Origin of the sequence: Acinetobacter sp. 22512 (assembly GCF_052044755.1) — a bacterium.
Lineage (GTDB): Bacteria > Pseudomonadota > Gammaproteobacteria > Pseudomonadales > Moraxellaceae > Acinetobacter > Acinetobacter pittii.
Genome location: NZ_JBQENP010000022.1, coordinates 1 through 18,847, shown reverse-complemented (window position 1 = coordinate 18,847; position 18,847 = coordinate 1). Strand labels below are relative to the sequence as shown.

The window sequence follows — 18,847 nt, the reverse complement described above, 5'->3', positions numbered from 1 at the left end:
GCGTAACAGTATTAAACAGTTAAGCTATGACGACCTTTTGCACGACGACGAGCTAATACTTGACGACCAGCTTTAGTTGCCATACGAGCACGGAAACCATGAACGCGTTTACGCTTTAATTCAGATGGTTGGAAAGTACGTTTCATATTGAAACTCCCAAAAATGATCTTTCTATAAAGGTCCGCGATTTTATTGTGCAATGTTTACGCTGTCAATGAAAAACCAAGAAAGTTTTGTATTTAACCCAAATTTTTAATCTCTTCTCTTCTTTTTTATCACGGTCATAATTCAGTGCAATATATAGCTTTAAAAGTTATACACAAAGTAATTGTCTATTTTTATTAGAACTTTTAATATATACACACCTTATATACATATTTATCAACAAAACAAGATACCATCTTGGTTTGGATTTGCTGCATTTGAATTTAAATTCATATTTTGCAGTTATCCACAAAAGATCACCGCCCTATTAAATAAATTCAAATTTAGAAATTTAAATTTATTCTTATTAGGGATAACTTTTTCTGTGGATTTCGCACTTTTAAATTTAAAAAACACATATTTGGGTTGTTGATAACTCTGTTTTTACTATATTTATGGATTGTGGATAAGTTTATGTGTTAATTTATCCACAGGTTGTGCAAAAAGTTATACACAAGCCATTTTGAATTTAAATTTATTCACAAGAGATTTCTTTTTAGACAAAATCAACTGAAATCGTCATGACAGATGTGGATAACTTGGTTAGAATGGCGACCCCTTCTCATCAGGAAGGGTTAATCTTTAGATTATTTGAATTTAAAAACGCAGAAATAGGGGATACACATGCTTTGGACAGACTGCTTAACTCGCTTGCGACAAGAGCTCTCTGATAACGTCTTTGCGATGTGGATTCGCCCATTAGTTGCTGAAGAAGTAGAAGGGACACTGCGTCTTTATGCACCTAATCCTTATTGGACGCGTTACATTCAAGAGAACCATCTAGAATTAATTTCTATATTGGCCGAACAGTTATCAGAAGGGCGAGTACGTCAGGTTGAGATTTTAGTTGATTCTCGTCCTGGTAGTATTTTGTCATCAGGTGAGCAGCCAGCAACTACAACTGCTGCTTTGCAAACTGCGCCCCAACAAAGTATTAAAGTAAAAAAAGAACCAGATTCTATTTCCAGTTCACCTACTACTAATAGTGTAGTGAACCCAAAAACACCGAAAAAGAAACTATTAAACCCCCAATTTACTTTTTCTTTATTTGTTGAAGGCCGTTCGAACCAGATGGCTGCTGAAACATGTAGAAAGGTATTAACACAATTAGGTGCTTCACAGCATAACCCTTTATTCTTATATGGTCCGACAGGATTGGGTAAGACTCACTTGATGCAGGCAGTTGGTAATGCTTTATTGCAAGCCAAGCCTAATGCACGGGTGATGTATATGACCTCTGAGAGCTTCGTTCAGGATTTTGTAAGTTCTTTGCAAAAAGGCAAAGTTGAAGAATTTAAGAAAAATTGCCGTTCTTTAGATTTATTGTTGGTCGATGATATTCATCTTTTAGCAGGTAAAGAAGCAAGTTTGGTTGAATTCTTCTATACATTCAATGCATTACTTGATGAATCTAAACAAATTATTTTAACTTCAGATCGTTATCCAAAAGAATTGACCGAGTTAGACCCGCGTTTGGTTTCTCGCTTTTCTTGGGGTCTTTCAGTAGGCGTTGAACCGCCAGATATTGAAACTCGTATCGAAATTCTATTGAAAAAAGCCGAAAATAGCGGCGTTGATTTACCTCGAAATTGTGCATTATTTATTGCCCAACAAGTAGTTGCCAACGTACGTGAACTTGAAGGCGCACTCAATAAAGTCGTCGCAATTTCTCGTTTTAAAGGTGCACCAATTGATCTTGATGTTGTCCGCGAGTCTTTAAAAGATGTGTTGGCAATCCGTGCACGTACAATTAGTGTAGAAAATATCCAACGTGTGGTTAGTGAATATTTCCGTATTCCTTTAAAAGAATTGGTAGGACCAAAGCGGACTCGAATCTATGCGCGACCACGTCAGTTAGCAATGGGACTTGCTCGTGAGTTGACTGGTGATAGTTTTCCCGAAATTGGAATGGCTTTTGGTGGACGTGACCACAGTACAGTCATGCATGCTTGTGAAAAAGTAGTAAGTCTACGTGAAGAAGATCCGATTTTTGACGAAGATTATAAAAATCTATTACGTCTACTCCAGAGTTAATGAAATGATAAGACGTTGTTGCAAAGTCTACGTAAGTGCAGCATAGTACACAGCTAAAAAATGAAATATTTGCTCCAAGTTGCTAGAGGAATGAATCGTGCGTTTGAAAATCGCTAAAGAAAGCTTACTCAATGTTTTATCGCATGTTGTCGGTGCGGTAGAACGTCGTCATACATTGAATATTCTTTCAAACGTCAAAATTCAGACTAATGCTCAGGCACTCACCATTACCGGTTCTGATTTAGAAGTCGAGCTGGTTGCCAGTACTGTTTTAACAGAAGGGGCATGCATTGAAGCAGGTGAAACAACTGTTCCTGCTCGTAAGTTGATGGAAATTTGTAAATCATTGCCTACAGCTGCATTGATTGACTTACAAATTACAGAAGATCAAAGATGTATTTTAAAATCTGGTAATAGCCGTTTTGTATTAGGTACTTTACCGGCAGAAGATTATCCATTATTGACCACTGAAAATAGTCAAGGTACACAAGTACAGGTCACTCAACGTGAGTTAAAGCGTTTATTTGAAAAAACGGCTTTTGCTATGGCCGTACAAGATGTACGTTTCTATTTAACGGGTACTTTATTAGAAATTGATGAAAATCAATTACGTGCAGTAACAACAGATGGTCACCGTTTAGCACTTTGTGAAATTACTGCTTCTTCTACATCATCTCAATTGGTCCAAGCAATTGTGCCTCGTAAAGCTGTTGGTGAATTACAGCGTTTACTTAGCATTGAAGATGAACAATTAACGTTGCTGATTGGTCGTGAATTGTTAAATGTCACAATTAATACGCCAAGCCGTGACAAAGAGCAGGGCGATATCACTGTTCGCTTTACTACAAAGTTGATTGATGGAAAATTCCCTGATTATCGTCGTGTAATTCCACGTGGTGGCGATAAACATGTATTAATTAGCCATGATGTGTTTAAACAATCATTACAACGCGTCGCAATTTTGAGTAATGAGAAGTTACGTGGTGTTTTCTTGAATTTTAATCAAGATTCTTTACAGCTACGTGCAAATAACCCTGAACAAGACGAAGCGATTGAAGATTTAGCGATTCAGTATCAAAACATACCGCTTGAAATGTCATTTAATGCGCAATATTTGCTGGATGTTTTAGGTGTGCTTGATGGTGATGATGTAAATATGAGCATGACTGAGGCAAACCAATCTGTATTGGTTCAAGATCCGGCACATCCTGATCAAACCTATGTCGTTATGCCGATGCGTGTATAATCTGGCTATCTAATATGCATCTTACGCGTTTAAATATTGAACGTGTGCGTAATTTAAAAACGGTTGCACTCCAAGGGTTGCAACCGTTTAACGTATTTTATGGCGCTAACGGTTCAGGAAAAACTTCAATACTGGAAGCAATCCATTTGCTTGCAACAGGGCGGTCGTTCCGTACCCATATACCTAAAAATTATATTCAATACTCTGCTGAAGATGCGATTGTTTTCGCGCAATCTGCAACTGAAAAAATTGGCATGCAAAAGTTGGCCTCTGGTGAGCAGTTGATGAAGGTCAATGGCGATACAGTGGCTACACAAGGACAACTCGCTAAACTGCTTCCTTTGCAGCATATTGATCCACAAAGTACAGATATTATTGACCATGGGGCGAAACCTCGGCGCCAGCTTTTAGATTGGCTGATGTTCCACGTGGAACCTGAGTTTTATTTTGCTTGGCAATATTATTCTCGTGCATTAAAGCAGCGTAATACTTTACTTAAAACCAGACGGAATATTTCTCTAGCGGATTTAGAGCCGTGGAATAAAATGTTGAGTGATTATGGTGAAATTTTACACTCTCAGCGTTTAAGTATTGTGGAACAATGGAATGTCTTTTTTCAAAATGATTTAAGTCAATTGCTACCTGATCTAGAGATTGAACTGGAATATAGTCCCGGTTTTCATACAGAGCAGGGACTCATGCAAGACTTGCTGAATCAACACCAAAAAGACATCGAACGACGCTATACCGAATATGGTCCACATCGTGCAGATTTGCGCTTAAAAACCCCGTTTGGACATGCTGATGTAGTTTTATCAAGAGGTCAGAAAAAACTCTTGATTATTGCTTTAAAACTGTCACAAATTGCAATGTTACATGCGAGTAATAAGGAAACTGTGGTATTATTAGATGATCTGACAGCAGAATTAGACTTAACCGCACAACAACGTTTAATTGAACGATTAAGCCAACTTGGTAGCCAGGTTTTTATGACAACTTTAGATCATGCATCGGTAAAAAAACACTTACATGATCTGTCTATTTCATATCAATTATTCAATGTTGAATCCGGTCAAGTTAATCTTGCTTCACCATAATTTTTTGATGTTACCCATCTTTGAATAAACCTATATTTGCTAGGGAGAAACCATGAGTTCAGAGTCTCAATCAGCCTCTCAAACAGAACAAACCAATGAAAAGGCTTATGATTCCTCTAGTATTAAAGTATTACGTGGATTAGATGCAGTTCGTAAACGTCCGGGTATGTATATTGGGGATACAGACGACGGTACCGGTTTACACCATATGGTATTCGAGGTTGTCGATAACGCAATCGATGAAGCTTTAGCTGGGCATTGTGACGAAATTATTGTCACAATTCACGAAGATGAATCAGTGAGTGTTTCTGATAATGGCCGTGGTATTCCAACAGATATCCACCCTGAAGAAGGGGTGTCTGCAGCGGAAGTAATTCTTACGATCCTGCACGCAGGCGGTAAGTTTGACGACAACAGCTATAAAGTTTCAGGTGGTTTGCACGGCGTAGGCGTTTCAGTTGTAAATGCGCTTTCAAGTAAATTGCATTTAATTATTAATCGCGCTGGCCAAGTGCACGAACAAGAGTATCACCACGGTGATCCGCAATATCCATTACGTGTGATTGGTGAAACGGATAGCAGTGGTACAACTGTACGTTTTTGGCCAAGTGAACTAACTTTTAGTCAAACTATTTTTAACGTTGAAATTTTAGCGCGTCGTTTAAGAGAGCTTTCATTTTTAAACGCGGGCGTGCGTATTGTTTTACGTGATGAACGTATTAACCTTGAGCACGTATATGACTACGAAGGTGGTTTATCTGAGTTTGTAAAATACATTAACGAAGGTAAAACTCATCTAAACGAGATTTTCCATTTCACTGCTGATACAGAAAACGGTATTGGTGTAGAAGTTGCATTGCAGTGGAATGAAAGTTATCAAGAAAACGTGCGTTGTTTTACCAACAATATTCCTCAAAAGGATGGCGGTACTCATTTAGCAGGTTTCCGTGCGGCTTTAACACGTGGTCTTAACCAATATCTTGAAAATGAAAACATTCTCAAGAAAGAAAAAGTCAATGTGACAGGTGATGATGCCCGTGAAGGTTTAACCGCGATTATTTCGGTCAAAGTACCTGATCCGAAGTTCTCTTCTCAAACTAAAGAAAAACTAGTATCGAGTGAAGTAAAACCAGCGGTTGAGCAAGCAATGAACAAAGAGTTCTCTGCTTACTTACTTGAAAATCCGCAAGCTGCAAAATCGATTGCTGGTAAAATTATTGATGCTGCGCGTGCACGTGATGCTGCACGTAAGGCGCGTGAAATGACACGTCGTAAGAGTGCACTTGATATTGCAGGTTTACCAGGTAAATTGGCAGATTGTCAGGAAAAAGACCCGGCACTTTCTGAATTATATCTAGTCGAGGGTGACTCTGCTGGTGGTAGTGCTAAGCAAGGTCGTAATCGTAAAATGCAGGCTATTTTACCGTTGAAAGGTAAAATCCTGAACGTTGAACGTGCACGCTTTGACAAAATGATTTCTAGTCAGGAAGTCGGTACTTTAATCACTGCACTTGGCTGTGGTATTGGTCGTGAAGAATATAACCCTGATAAGCTCCGCTATCATAAAATCATTATCATGACCGATGCCGACGTCGATGGTTCGCACATCCGTACCTTGTTGTTAACGTTCTTCTTCCGTCAAATGCCAGAATTGGTTGAGCGTGGGCATATTTATATTGCTCAGCCACCTTTGTATAAATTGAAGAAAGGTAAGCAAGAACAATACATCAAAGATAATGATGCGTTAGAAACTTATCTCATCTCAAATGCGATTGATGAGCTATCTTTGCATACCAATGCTGAAGCACCTGCAATTACAGGTGAAGCACTTGCGAAAGTGATTCAGGACTATCAGGTTTCACAAAAGAGCTTACAGCGCTTAACTTTACGTTATCCAGCTAGCTTACTTGATGCTTTACTTGAAGTAGAAGCATTCAAGAGTGATCAAAACCATGATGAAGCTTATGTACAACAATGGGCAGATCAGGTACGCGATATCATTACCAGATTACAGCCAAGTTTACGTCCAGAAATCTCTTTAGAGGCATTTGAGCGTGAAAATGCTCAAGGTGAAAAATCTGCGCATTATTGGCCGCGTATTACTGTCTATGTTCATAATCTGCCGCATGCGTATTTGCTTGATGCAGCTTTACTGAATTCTGCTGAATATGCACGTTTATTGAAAAACTCGAAGAGTTGGTTCACTTTACTTGAAGACGGTGCTTTTTTACAAAAAGGTGATCGCCGTATTCAAGTGGCTAACTTCCATCAAGTTTGGCAACATATTTTACAAGATTCACGCCGTGGTATGATGATCCAACGCTATAAAGGTCTTGGAGAGATGAATGCTGAACAGTTGTGGGAAACAACAATGGACCCTGAAAACCGTAATATGTTGCAGGTGACAATTGATGATGCGATTGAAGCAGATCGTATGTTCTCTTGCTTAATGGGTGATGATGTCGAACCACGTCGTGCATTCATTGAAGAGAATGCTTTAAATGCGGATATTGATGCTTAATTCATAACATGATTCTAAATCAGTCTAGGGAGAGAATGATGAGTCAGAAATTATTAGCTAGTCTTTTAATTTCATGTGCGGTTTTAGGAAGTTCTGCTGTTTGGGCGGTAGACCTAGAAACGAATATGAAAACTTTAGCTAAGAGTACTAAAGCATTTGCCGAAGCGAAAGATACTGATAACGCGAAACAACAGCTTGTTGTAATGCGTGAAGCAGCAGTTTCTTCTAAGCAATATTTGCCGCATAAACTCGAAGGTTTGCCATCAGAAAATGTAAAGGTAAAAGAGTACCAAGCTGGTTTAGATCAGCTTGTTGCCGAAATTGATAAAGTAACTGTTTTAGTTGAGCAAGGACAATTAGATCAAGCCAAAACTGAAGCAATTAATTTAGTCAAAATACGTAATGAAAATCATAAAAAATTTAGATAATTGATTTTTTATGGTAAAGGGCTAATCATCATTAGCCCTTTTTTGTATCCGAAAAAAGTATTTTGTTTAACAAGTAAACTATTCGAAGTTATATTCTCTATGCGGTACTTACTAATAACAATAGGAAATATAATTATGAAAAAAATACAAAAACTCTTATGCATTGGAATCATATTTTTTAATTGTTTATTTCAACTGCATGCTGCGATAGCCCCCACCTTTTATGGAAAATTAGTATTTCATCGTTATAGTAATTATGAGGCATGGGACAGTAAGCTTTATCTTTATAACTTCACAACACAGCAGACCACATTACTCGGCGCAAATTGGAAAATTGACCATATGATGAATGGCCATTTCTCTCCAGATGGAAAATGGTTAACGTTTATGGGAGTGAATTCTGGACAGCATTATGGTGATGCATGGGATGTATATGTGTGGAAGGTCGGAAGCACTGAGTTACCTATTAACTTAACTCAAGGCAATAATAAGCGCGATGAAGACCCTAAATTTATAGATAACCAGCGTATTATTTTTAAACAAAATGGCGATCTAAAAATCATTAAAATGACGGATCGGACGATGACTTCTGTGACTCAAAATGGTTGGGATATAGAAGAATCGATGCCTTATCCGATGGTGAATACCACTCAAATTTTGTATGCAAAAGGTGCTGGAAATAATTCTAGAATTTTTAGTATTGATCAGTCGGGTGCTTATGATACACAGCTGACCAATATCGCTTCATATTATCCAGTATGGTGGCAAGGAAGTCGGTTCTTATATGTGCGCTGGTATAGCCCAACAAATCCTCATGACCAGATCTATATTTATGATATGGCTAATAAACAAACTACACGTTTGCCATTTAACAATATTAATTATGATACTTCCGATCCAGCTCCTTTAGATCAGCGTTACATGGTGGTGTCTCTTGCAGGACAAACAGGAAGTCGAGGCGGATACGATTTATATATCGCTGACAGCTTATCAAGCAATGTGTGGCCTTTACCGATAAATACCAATTTAAATGAATTAGGGGCTTTTTATACGCCTTATTAACAAATAAAAAAGCCGATTAAGAAATCGGCTTTTTTATTTTAGAAAATGGATTAATCAAAAGAAGCTTCCATTTCTTCTAATTCCATCATGAGTTCCAAAAGCTGCTCTTCGTGTTGCTCAAGTTTAGCCTTCAGCTCAGTCTGTTCATTCATAAGTTTGAGTAAATCGTCTTTACGTGCAGCCTCATATAAAGATGTGTCTGCTAAGGATTCTTCAATTTTGGCAAGCTGCGGTTGTAGCTTTTCAATTTGAGACTCAACTTTTTCAATATTTTTACGAATAGGTCGAGTCTGTTCACGACGACGAGCTGCTTCTTTACGCTGTGCTTCTTTATCAACTTTAGCAGGCGCTGGAGCGGCAGAGGACGAATTGTTCTGTGCCACAGCAGTCTGAGCATTGATTTGTTGCTGACGTGCTTCACGTAGCCATTTAGCATAGTCCTGTAAATCACCCTCGAACTCAGTACATTTACCGCCGTGTACTAAAAGAAGCTCATCACATACACTTGCAATAAGTTGACGTTCGTGGGAAACCAGAACAACGGCACCTTCAAAATCTTGTAATGCCATGCTCAGTGCATGACGCATATCAAGATCTAAATGGTTTGTTGGTTCATCGAGAATTAAAACATTTGGACGCTGCCATACAATGAGTGCTAGGGCTAAACGAGCGCGTTCTCCACCAGAAAAGCTTTCACATGGTGTATCCATGCGTTCACCACTAAAGCCAAAACTCCCTAAGAACGAACGTAGAGTGGCTTCACTAATTTGTTTATCTGCTATACGTGCAAGCTGTAGCATTGGGCTAGCATTGCCATCTAAAGCATCCATCTGGTGCTGCGCAAAGTAACCAATATTAAGCAGCTCGGAAGCTTTACGTTCACCTGCCAAGAGTGGTAAATCACCTACCAAGCTCTTAATCAATGTTGACTTACCTGCGCCGTTCATACCCAGTAAACCAATACGTGAGTTTGGCGTAATTTGTAATCTGATTTTTTCGGCTATTTGCTTATCACCATAACCAATGCTGGCGTTGTCTAAAGTCAGCAAAGGTGAACTCATTTTAGTTGGTTCACGGAAACTAAAAGTAAACGGCGTATCTATATGGGCTGGTGCAAGTTGCTGCATGCGCTCAAGTTGTTTAATACGACTTTGTGCCTGACGAGCTTTAGTCGCTTTTGCTTTAAAACGGTCAATAAACTTTTGTAGATGAGCACGTGTTTCTTGCTGCTTCTCAAAAGCTTGCTGTTGCTGGGCAAGACGTTCACTACGTGTGGTTTCAAACGTAGAGTAGTTTCCGGTGTAAAGCGTGAGTTCTTGATTTTCAATGTGAAGAATATGATCTGTAATCGCATCTAAAAAGTCGCGGTCATGCGAAATTAGAATGAGTGTACCTTCATAGGCTTTAAGCCAATCTTCTAACCACAGAATTGCATCCAAATCTAAGTGGTTTGTTGGTTCATCCAGTAAGAGTAGATCAGAACGACTCATCAATGTACGCGCCAAATTTAAACGCATACGCCATCCACCTGAGAAGCTCTCAACGTTCAAACGTAATTGATTTTCTAGAAAGCCAAGACCTGCCATGAGCTGCGCAGCTTTAGAGGGCGCTGAATAACCATGAATTTCATCAAAGCGGCCATGCAATTTAGCCAGTTCAAAATCAGTCAGTTGATCTGGTTGAGCAAGCTTATTTTGAATATCCCAAAACTCTTCATCACCTGAAAGAACAAAATCAATTGCAGGCATATCTAGGGCTTTCACTTCTTGGGCCATATGCGCCACGGTCCAGCCTGTCGGACGAGTAAGTGAACCTTCATCTGCACCTAAACTTCCAAGTAGTGCAGCAAATAAGGTCGATTTACCCGCGCCATTTACACCAGTTAGACCAATCTTCCAACCTGGGTGTAATTGCATAGACGCTTTTTGAAATAAAACACGTCCACCGCGGCGTAAAGAAACTTGGTCAAATTGAATCATCTTATTGTATCGAGGTGAGTTAGGGATGCTGTATTTTAAAGAGAACTGCCGATGAAAACAAAACTTTCCGGATTTTAGTGAGCAGGTATTAATAATTAGATATATCAAGACATCCTAAATTTCGCTATTCATCCGAAATTTTCAAAATATTGAATAAGATAGAATACTTTTAAAAAAATATGGCTAAAATAAAAACAGTTTGAAATTTGGTTGATTAATGAGCTACTAATAAAACTAGACTAAGGAAAGTCAAATGAAAAAAAGATTGGGGATAATTGGTGCAGTATTTTGCTGTGCTGTGGGGACAGTACATGCTGGGCAAAGTGTCTGTGTGTTTGATTTATTAGGAAAGTCAGGTGAGTCCTATAAAATGATGGAAGAGTGGGCGCTTGCAGCGAAAGAATGGCAAGCAGATATCACTTTAATTCCATTTCAAGATGAAGGCTTAGTTGACCGGAGACTGCGTGAAGGAAAATGTGACGCCGCTTATATGACCTCCATGCGGGCGCGAAATTATAATAAATTTGCAGGTTCAATTGATGCGATTGGAGGGGTAACCAGTAATGCAATTGCTCAAAAAGCTATTAGTTATGTTTTAGATAAGCGTAATAAACATCGCATGGTGACTGCACAAAATGGAACCAATTACGAGGTCGTTGGTATTGTCCAGATTGGATTGGCTTATTTATTTGTGAGAGATAAAAATCTTAATTCAATTGAAAAAGTACGTGGAACTAAGTTTGCTATTTTGCAATATGACGCAGCACAAAAAATTATGGTGGAAAGCGTTGGCGCTCAGCCCATTCCTTCAGAAATTACCGATTTTGTGAAAAAGTTTAATAGTGGCCAAGTCGATGCAATTGCGGCACCAGCCTATGCTTATAAACCTTTAGAGATTGGTAAAGGGGTTGGCGTGAAAGGGGCAATGTTTACTTTCCCCGTAGTTAACGTTACGGGTGATTTAATTGCCCGAAGTGATAAGTTCCCCACAGATTTCGGTATAAAGTCACGTACTTGGTTTATACAAAAATTACCTCAGAATTTTGCCATGATAAAACGGCTAGAAATGGGCGTACCCTCAAAAATTAAAATTAATTTTTCAGCAGAAGACAAAACTAAATATCAAAAAATTTTACGTGAAGGTCGCCTCAGCTTAACAAAACAAGGTGTATACGATGCAACAATGATGAGTGTGCTAAAGCGCGCCCGCTGTACAGTTGAACGGACAAATTTTGAATGTACGCTTAATGGAGAGTAGTTTATTTTTTAAACACAAAAACGCTACATATATTTCAAAGCTGAATATGGGTATGAAAATTGTGAATATAAAAAGTAACTTACGGAAAATTAGCGATTTTTCCTTTTAATAAATAATTTAAAACCAACAAACAATGGTTCAATGAGATAAAAATATTTGAGTAAAAGCTCTATTTTTTTCTAAAAAACATGATTAATATCTGTGTTTGAAAGGAAACTTCAAACAAAAAATCTGTTCCGTGGAAGGATGAAGAAAATGAAAAAAATCGTACTTGCTATGGCTGCCGCTTCTGTTGTTGGTTTTTCTGCTTCAGCGCAAGCAGCGAGTACCGTATGTGTATTCGACCTCTTAGGAAAAGCAGGCGACTCATATAAAATGATGGAAGAATGGGCTCTTGCTGCAAAAGGCTGGGGTACTGAAATTAACTTAGTTCCTCGTCAGGACGAGGCTGTTGCCGATAATGATTTTAAAGCGGGTAAATGTGATGCTGTGGCAATGACAGCAATGCGTGCACGCCAATATAACAAATTCGCAGGATCTATCGACTCACTTGGTGGTGTTCCAAATAACCAAATCGCTCAACGTGCAATTACTTATGTATTAGATGCACGTAATGCAGCAAAAATGACCACAAATATGGGTGGTAAAAAATACGAAGTTGCTGGTATTTCTCCGCTAGGTTCAGCTTTCATTTTCGTACGCGACAAAAACATCAATTCTGTTGAAAAAGCTGCGGGTAAAAAATTCGCTGTACTTGGCTATGACGATGCACAAAAAATTATGGTGCAACGTGTAGGTGCTCAAGCAGTTCTTTCTGATATCTCAAACTTTGCTGCTAAATTTAACAATGGTCAGGTAGATATGGTAGGTGCGCCTGCTTATGCTTACAAACCATTAGAATTAAATAAAGGTTTAGGCGCAAACGGTGTAATGTGGAACTTCCCTGTATTACACGTTACAGCAGATCTAGTATTACGTTCTGATAAATTCCCAGCTGGTTTTGGTCAAAAATCTCGTGACTGGTTTGTTAAACAGTTACCTAAGAGCTTTGCAATGATCAACCGTTTAGAAGCGCAAATTCCTGGCAAATACAAAATGAACTTAAGTGCAGAAGATAAACTTAAGTATCAAAAAATGTTGCGTGATGGCCGTATGGACTTAACTAAACGCGGTGTTTACGATGCTGGAATGATGTCTGTACTCAAAAAAGCACGTTGTTCTGTAGACAAGGCGAACTTTGAATGTTCAATGCCTGGTGAATAATCCTAATTTCTTTCAAAAAGCCTAGACTGAGTTCTAGGCTTTTTGTTTTATATGCGCTGTCAGTTCTGCCATTGTGGATAAATAGAAAGACGTTAAGCTAAATTTAGATAAAAACTTCATAAGGAAACATGAAGGTATAAAAATGGATCAAGGACTTGAGTGATTAAAATAATTGCTAATAGATAGATCAATCGCTATCTATTTTTCAGGGAAATAAAATCATAAAAGCAAATACGGTCTATACAAATATTCCAACATGATTTTTATATGAAGCCTATCCGATTCATACCTGATGGTGTGAAATTTCTTGGTATCGAAAAACAAAAACTCCACAAGGAAAGGAAAAAGAATATGCAATTTTCCAAAACGCTATTACTTGCGATGGGACTTACTACAGTTTCTTTTGCAGCCGAGGCTAAACAAACAGTATGTGTTTTTGACTTCGTTGGAAAAAATGGCGATGTTTATGCGCTGATGAAGGATTATCAACTTGCCGCTAAAAACTGGGGAGCTGATATCGAGCTTAAAGTAAACCAGAATGAAGCCGTGATTGCTGAAGATTTTAAAGCGGGTAAATGTGATGGTATTAGCGTGTCAGGGATGCGTGGTCGCCAATTTAACTCATTTACAGGGTCATTAGACGCAATTGGAGCGATTCCTGACCTCAAGCTTGCTGTAAAAGTGATGCAAGGTTTAGCGAGTCCGACTTTTAGTAAATATATGGTTAATGGTCGCTATGAGGTTGTGGGTGTTATTCCAGTTGGTGATGCTTACCTTTTAGTAAATGATCGCAGCATCAATACGGTAGCGAAAGCCGCCGGTAAGAAAATTGCTGTTCTTGACTATGATGAAGCTCAAAAAATTATGGTTCAGCAGGTAGGTGCACAGGCTGTGAGTGCTGACGTAACAAATTTTGGTGCGAAATTTAATAACCATCAAGTTGATATTATTGGTGCGCCAGCAGCAGCATTTAAGCCTTTAGAACTACAAAAAGGTTTAGGAACAAAAGGTGCGATCGTGAATTATCCAATCTTACAGGTCACAGGAAATATTATTATCCGACCTGATAAGTTCCCAGCTGGTTTTGGCCAGAAATCTAGGGAATGGGTTTCGGGTCAGCTACCACGTGCTTTTACCATCTTGGGTAAGATGAAAGCTGATATTCCACAAAAATACTGGATGGATGTCCCAGCAGCCGATAAACCGGGTTACCAAAAGCTTATGCGTGAGTCTCGAATTAACCTTACACAACGCGGTGTCTACGATAAACGCATGATGAAATTACTATGGCAATTCCGTTGTAAGCAAGATGCTAAAAACTTCGAATGTGGCTTACAGGATGAGAATTACAAATAATCTTGATAAAAATACTCAAGATTCGCTTTAAACTTCGAAGACAGACCCTATATTGATTATGCTATACTCAATATAGGGTCTTTTTTATTTTGAAAGGCACAGCAAAATCCGAGGAACAATCATCATGAATGCCCAAGCTCTAGTTTTGACAGATAATGCTGCCAATAAGGTACGCCAACTCCGTGATAGTGAAGGGAATGACGATCTCATGTTACGTGTGTATGTAACAGGAGGCGGGTGTTCAGGGTTTTCGTATGGCTTTAATTTTGCTGAAAGCGTAAATGAAGATGATGCAGAATTCGTAAATGGCGATGTAAAAATGCTGGTTGACTCACTTAGTTACCAATACCTTATTGGTTCAGTAGTTGACTATGTAGAAGGTCTTGAAGGTTCGCGTTTTATCGTACAAAACCCGAATGCAACAACAACATGTGGTTGTGGTTCTTCATTCTCGATTTAAAAGAATTTTAAAATTTAAAAAACCTCTCTATTTTGAGAGGTTTTTTTATTGATCAAATCATTATTTTTTACGGACAGATTCTAAAAAGTATTGTACCAGTTCAGGTGCATTCTGATATGGAATCCAGTGCGACGCATTCATAAAAACTGCTTCATAACTATTTTTAAAATAATGTGAGTTTAGCTCGGCGCTTTTTTCTGTAACGGCAATATCATGTTTACCCCAAATAAAAAGAGTGGGGACATCTATGGCTTTAAACGGATTTTGAGGTTTGTCCCAAAAAAAGCCACGATACCAATTCAACGCCGTGGTTAATCTATTTTCCTTTATAAACTCAGCCTCAAATATCGCAATTTGCTGTTCAGTCATGCCTGATGACTTTAGAAACTTACGACCCAATTTAGGTATCTTTTTAAATAAAAGTTCGGGCAGAATCGGTAACTGAAAAATTGCAAAATAATAAGATTTAAAAAGTTGTCTACTGCTTAAACAAGCTTTTAAAAATGCAGCTTGGTGGGGCACAGAAACTAAAGTGAGATGTTGAATATATTGTGGATACTTCATAGCAACGCCTGACGCAATTGCCGAGCCCCAGTCGTGCCCCATTAAATAAACTGGCTGGCCAAGCTGTTTAATTAAACTTGCTACGTCTTCTACAAGTTCACTCAAGGAATATTGAAATCGGCTTTGAGGTCTAGCATTTAAACTATAACCACGTTGATGAATCGCAAGTGTTCTAAATTGATACTCATGCAATAATTCCGAAGTCTGCTCCCAACTATGAGCAGTTTCTGGAAAACCATGCAATAAAACAACGAGAGGACCATCTATAGGGCCTGAATCAATCACATCGAATGTCCAAGCCCCACGTGTGTATTGATGAATACGTTTAGTTAGATCCATACAAACATGCCTTAAATTATTTTTATCGGCATTTATCATGAGTTTTTATGCTCATTTAAATAACAGCATTTCGGGTCAGTAAATGTGCTATGAGGTCGAATCTAACCAAACAAATCAATAAATAGTTTTATACTGCCGTGATCGTACCTAGGATTCTGAAATCCGAAGCGCCTGTGACTGCTGGCAAATTTCCACTTAAACCATCTACAAAGCGCATTGCTAACCATGCAAATGCTGTAGCCTCGACCCAAGTAGGGGAAAGTCCTAACACATCGGTAGGTTGAACAGACCAATTATGTTTACGTAAACGCCAACGTAACTGTTCTAGTAAATAAGAGTTATAAGCTCCACCACCGCAAACATACACTTCGCCTGTTTCCATCTCAGAACGATAAATCGCTTTTTGAATAGCACGCACAGTAAGTTTTAATAGGGTAGCTTGGATGTTTTCAGGTGTATCTTCTAACTCGTCATAAGTTAAATCATTTCGCCAATCGATTAACTGATCATCTAACCAATCAATATTAAAGTCTTCACGTCCTGTGCTCTTAGGTGGTTCTTTAGAAAAATACTCATGCGCATGAAGACGGTCGAGTAAAGAGCGAATAGGGTGACCATAGGCAGCCCAATCACCATTTTCATCATATGGATGACCTGTATGGCGATGGCACCAAGCATCCATCAAAATATTTGCAGGACCTGTATCAAAACCAAATACGCCGTCACTGTTATTGGCAGGCAGCATACTCACATTAGCAATACCACCCAAATTCAAAATTACACGATGAATACTTGGATGTTGAAATAATGCTTGATGGAAAGCCGGAACCAATGGCGCGCCTTGACCACCTGCTGCCATATCTCTACGACGGAAATCTGAAACAACCGGAATCTGAGTAATTTCAGTAATAATGTTTGGATCACCAATTTGTAACGTAAAGCCATGTTCTGGACGGTGACGAATGGTTTGCCCATGCGACCCAATTGCTTTAATTTGGCTACGGTCTAATTGGTGCTTCTCAATAAGAGTATTAATCCCATCACCAATCATTTTGGCCAGAGCAACATCAGCTTTACCCATGCGGTCAATTTCATTGTCATCGGGCAAAGTCAATGCCATAAGCTCATCACGTAACTCGGGTTCGAATGGAGCTGTAAGAGTGGCATGAAGCTGTAGTGGCTCAAATGAAGCCGCTACAATATCCACACCATCCATACTAGTGCCAGTCATTACGCCGATATAGATTGCGCTCATATGCAACTTCCCCTGCAAGACGCTGAAAAAATGTTAGTATATCGCACAAATTGAATAACTGATGTGTTTAGGTTTTGTGATGTCAAATTTCTTGCCCGCCGAAGAACAGCTTGCCCTCATCCAACGAGGCACGCACGAAATTATTTCAGAAGAAGATTTACTGAAAAAGCTTAAAGAGAATCGCCCTCTTAAAATTAAAGCTGGTTTTGATCCTACAGCACCAGATTTACATTTAGGACATACGGTTCTTATTAATAAACTAAAAACTTTCCAAGACTTGGGCCATGAAGTTACCTTCTTGATCGGTGACTATACAGCGATGATCGGTGACCCAACTGGCAAAAGCGCAACTCGTCCGCCGTTGTCACGTGAACAAGTAGAAGCCAACGCTAAAACTTATCAAGAGCAAGTATTCAAGATATTAGACCCGAATAAAACAAAAGTACGTTTTAACTCAGAATGGTTTAATCAAAAGTCTGCTGCTGACCTTATTCAATTAGCAAGCCAGCAAACTGTATCACGTATGTTAGAGCGTGATGACTTTACTAAGCGTTATAGCAATCATCAGCCGATTGCAATTCATGAGTTTTTATATCCTTTAGTTCAAGGTTATGACTCAATTGCGCTTGAAGCTGACGTTGAGTTAGGCGGTACAGACCAGACCTTTAACTTACTTATGGGTCGTACTTTACAAAGCCGTTATGGCCAAGAATCTCAAGTGTGTATCACCGTGCCGATTCTAGAAGGTCTAGATGGCGTAAATAAAATGTCTAAATCTTTAGGTAACTATATTGGTGTATTTGATACACCAGGGGCAATGTACCAAAAAGTTTTATCAATGCCAGACTCTTTAATTGAACGCTATTTCGATTTATTAAGCTTCAAATCTCTTGATGAGATCAAAGCTCTATTAGATGAAATTGCTGCTGGTCGTAATCCGCAAGAAGTAAAACGTATTCTTGCGCTTGAGCTAGTTGAACGCTTCCATGATGCAGAAGCTGCTGCTAATGCCCATAAGAGTGCTGGTAACCGTATTACAGAAGGTGAAGTACCTGAAGACACACCAGAAGTGACTATTTCACTTGGTGAGTTTGGAGGAGAAATCTTTATTGCTACGATTTTACGTGTAGCAGGCTTAAATCCGAATGCAGCTGCGGCAAAAGATGCGGTAGCTCGTGGTGCGGTAAAAGTTGACTGGAATGCTGTTGATGCAAGCTTCTCTGTAAAAGAAAACGGAAGCTTTATTATTCAATCAGGTAAAAAAGCAATTGCACGTGTAACTTTCACTGACTAATAAAAAATTTATAGATTAAAAAAGCAGGAGTAATCCTGCTTTTTTTATTTCTGGATCACAAAACCAATTAAGCGTTCCACGTGGAACCATCTAAACATAATTAATAATAAATGAAGTAAGTTAAAAGCAAGAAGAAATATAGCTGGGAATAGAGTGTTTACTCTATTATTTCTTTGGAATCTTTGGAATCTTTGGAATCTTTGGAATCTTTGGAATCTTTGGAATCTTTAGATTTAAGGGACTATATATGTCTATAACCGTCTATTAAAGACATAGGAAATTAAAAATTTCCCAAATTCTTAAATATAAAACTAATAAAAGGCAGTAAAAATGCCCAAAAAAAAGCCATATATATGACTTTTTTCGCAAAATAGTAGAAAAAAACGGCACTCAAGTGAAAAAGGCTGAAATACCCCTTGCAAAGGGAATGTAATGGTCTATAATGCACATCCATCGGCGGTGATGCAGATAGAAACTTGTTGAAAAA

15 protein-coding genes are annotated in these 18,847 nt (G+C 38.7%); 11 read left to right on the top strand and 4 right to left on the bottom strand.

The window, feature by feature from the left end; all coding sequences use genetic code 11:
* Positions 1 to 11: 11 nt before the first annotated feature.
* Positions 12 to 146 (bottom strand): 50S ribosomal protein L34, encoded by a 135-nt coding sequence (gene rpmH / locus ACTJJG_RS16605; RefSeq protein ID WP_000831329.1) that lies wholly within the window; start codon positions 144 to 146, stop codon positions 12 to 14.
* 682 nt (positions 147 to 828) lie between these two features.
* On the opposite strand from rpmH, the gene dnaA reads away from it, so the two are divergent.
* The 6 genes from dnaA to ACTJJG_RS16575 all read left to right on the top strand — a co-directional run bounded on the left by dnaA (position 829) and on the right by ACTJJG_RS16575 (position 8,592).
* Positions 829 to 2,238: a chromosomal replication initiator protein DnaA gene (gene dnaA / locus ACTJJG_RS16600; protein ID WP_002115442.1), complete on the top strand. Its 1,410-nt coding sequence runs from the start codon at positions 829 to 831 to the stop codon at positions 2,236 to 2,238.
* A 97-nt stretch (positions 2,239 to 2,335) separates the two neighbouring features.
* Positions 2,336 to 3,484 (top strand): DNA polymerase III subunit beta, encoded by a 1,149-nt coding sequence (gene dnaN, locus ACTJJG_RS16595; RefSeq protein ID WP_002115478.1) that lies wholly within the window; start codon positions 2,336 to 2,338, stop codon positions 3,482 to 3,484.
* Between the two features lie 14 nt (positions 3,485 to 3,498).
* Entirely contained in the window at positions 3,499 to 4,581 is a 1,083-nt protein-coding gene (recF, locus tag ACTJJG_RS16590) for a DNA replication/repair protein RecF (protein WP_069120555.1), read from the top strand.
* Between the two features lie 52 nt (positions 4,582 to 4,633).
* Complete coding sequence (gyrB, locus tag ACTJJG_RS16585) at positions 4,634 to 7,102, top strand: DNA topoisomerase (ATP-hydrolyzing) subunit B (RefSeq protein ID WP_002115497.1); 2,469 nt, start codon at positions 4,634 to 4,636, stop codon at positions 7,100 to 7,102.
* A gap of 35 nt (positions 7,103 to 7,137) precedes the next feature.
* Complete coding sequence (cybC, locus tag ACTJJG_RS16580) at positions 7,138 to 7,530, top strand: cytochrome b562 (RefSeq protein WP_057070379.1); 393 nt, start codon at positions 7,138 to 7,140, stop codon at positions 7,528 to 7,530.
* A gap of 135 nt (positions 7,531 to 7,665) precedes the next feature.
* The gene (locus ACTJJG_RS16575) at positions 7,666 to 8,592 is read left to right on the top strand and encodes a hypothetical protein (protein WP_032012808.1); all 927 of its coding nucleotides are present in this window, start codon (positions 7,666 to 7,668) and stop codon (positions 8,590 to 8,592) included.
* A gap of 50 nt (positions 8,593 to 8,642) precedes the next feature.
* Here ACTJJG_RS16575 and ACTJJG_RS16570 read toward each other — a convergent pair whose 3' ends face one another.
* A complete protein-coding gene (locus ACTJJG_RS16570) occupies positions 8,643 to 10,571 on the bottom strand; it encodes an ATP-binding cassette domain-containing protein (protein ID WP_069120558.1) in 1,929 nt (642 codons plus the stop codon).
* A 253-nt stretch (positions 10,572 to 10,824) separates the two neighbouring features.
* Between ACTJJG_RS16570 and ACTJJG_RS16565 the strand changes: the two genes are divergently transcribed.
* The 4 genes from ACTJJG_RS16565 to erpA all read left to right on the top strand — a co-directional run bounded on the left by ACTJJG_RS16565 (position 10,825) and on the right by erpA (position 14,908).
* The gene (locus ACTJJG_RS16565; protein WP_069120560.1) at positions 10,825 to 11,829 is read left to right on the top strand and encodes a putative solute-binding protein; all 1,005 of its coding nucleotides are present in this window, start codon (positions 10,825 to 10,827) and stop codon (positions 11,827 to 11,829) included.
* Positions 11,830 to 12,084: 255 nt separating this feature from the next.
* Positions 12,085 to 13,092 (top strand): putative solute-binding protein, encoded by a 1,008-nt coding sequence (locus ACTJJG_RS16560; RefSeq protein ID WP_002115480.1) that lies wholly within the window; start codon positions 12,085 to 12,087, stop codon positions 13,090 to 13,092.
* Between the two features lie 351 nt (positions 13,093 to 13,443).
* Entirely contained in the window at positions 13,444 to 14,448 is a 1,005-nt protein-coding gene (locus tag ACTJJG_RS16555; protein WP_005804873.1) for a putative solute-binding protein, read from the top strand.
* Positions 14,449 to 14,572: 124 nt separating this feature from the next.
* Positions 14,573 to 14,908 (top strand): iron-sulfur cluster insertion protein ErpA, encoded by a 336-nt coding sequence (erpA, locus tag ACTJJG_RS16550; protein ID WP_002115421.1) that lies wholly within the window; start codon positions 14,573 to 14,575, stop codon positions 14,906 to 14,908.
* A 60-nt stretch (positions 14,909 to 14,968) separates the two neighbouring features.
* Here erpA and ACTJJG_RS16545 read toward each other — a convergent pair whose 3' ends face one another.
* Positions 14,969 to 15,811: an alpha/beta fold hydrolase gene (locus ACTJJG_RS16545; protein WP_032012805.1), complete on the bottom strand. Its 843-nt coding sequence runs from the start codon at positions 15,809 to 15,811 to the stop codon at positions 14,969 to 14,971.
* A 127-nt stretch (positions 15,812 to 15,938) separates the two neighbouring features.
* Positions 15,939 to 17,066, bottom strand: coding sequence for an anhydro-N-acetylmuramic acid kinase (locus ACTJJG_RS16540; protein ID WP_032057554.1), 1,128 nt, complete (start codon positions 17,064 to 17,066; stop codon positions 15,939 to 15,941).
* Positions 17,067 to 17,127: 61 nt separating this feature from the next.
* Here ACTJJG_RS16540 and tyrS point away from each other — a divergent pair, with 61 nt between their 5' ends.
* Complete coding sequence (gene tyrS, locus ACTJJG_RS16535) at positions 17,128 to 18,360, top strand: tyrosine--tRNA ligase (RefSeq protein ID WP_025469049.1); 1,233 nt, start codon at positions 17,128 to 17,130, stop codon at positions 18,358 to 18,360.
* The last annotated feature ends 487 nt before the right edge of the window (positions 18,361 to 18,847 follow it).

Bases quoted from the DNA above. Each gene is read 5' to 3' on its own strand.
- ACTJJG_RS16555 (WP_005804873.1), top strand. From the start codon at position 13,444: ATGCAATTTTCCAAAACGCTATTACTTGCGATGGGACTTACTACAGTT.
- ACTJJG_RS16560 (WP_002115480.1), top strand. From the start codon at position 12,085: ATGAAAAAAATCGTACTTGCTATGGCTGCCGCTTCTGTTGTTGGTTTT.
- erpA (WP_002115421.1), top strand. From the start codon at position 14,573: ATGAATGCCCAAGCTCTAGTTTTGACAGATAATGCTGCCAATAAGGTA.
- dnaA (WP_002115442.1), top strand. From the start codon at position 829: ATGCTTTGGACAGACTGCTTAACTCGCTTGCGACAAGAGCTCTCTGAT.
- ACTJJG_RS16575 (WP_032012808.1), top strand. From the start codon at position 7,666: ATGAAAAAAATACAAAAACTCTTATGCATTGGAATCATATTTTTTAAT.
- ACTJJG_RS16565 (WP_069120560.1), top strand. From the start codon at position 10,825: ATGAAAAAAAGATTGGGGATAATTGGTGCAGTATTTTGCTGTGCTGTG.
- ACTJJG_RS16540 (WP_032057554.1), bottom strand. From the start codon at position 17,066: ATGAGCGCAATCTATATCGGCGTAATGACTGGCACTAGTATGGATGGT.
- ACTJJG_RS16570 (WP_069120558.1), bottom strand. From the start codon at position 10,571: ATGATTCAATTTGACCAAGTTTCTTTACGCCGCGGTGGACGTGTTTTA.
- gyrB (WP_002115497.1), top strand. From the start codon at position 4,634: ATGAGTTCAGAGTCTCAATCAGCCTCTCAAACAGAACAAACCAATGAA.
- ACTJJG_RS16545 (WP_032012805.1), bottom strand. From the start codon at position 15,811: ATGGATCTAACTAAACGTATTCATCAATACACACGTGGGGCTTGGACA.
- tyrS (WP_025469049.1), top strand. From the start codon at position 17,128: ATGTGTTTAGGTTTTGTGATGTCAAATTTCTTGCCCGCCGAAGAACAG.
- cybC (WP_057070379.1), top strand. From the start codon at position 7,138: ATGATGAGTCAGAAATTATTAGCTAGTCTTTTAATTTCATGTGCGGTT.
- recF (WP_069120555.1), top strand. From the start codon at position 3,499: ATGCATCTTACGCGTTTAAATATTGAACGTGTGCGTAATTTAAAAACG.
- rpmH (WP_000831329.1), bottom strand. From the start codon at position 146: ATGAAACGTACTTTCCAACCATCTGAATTAAAGCGTAAACGCGTTCAT.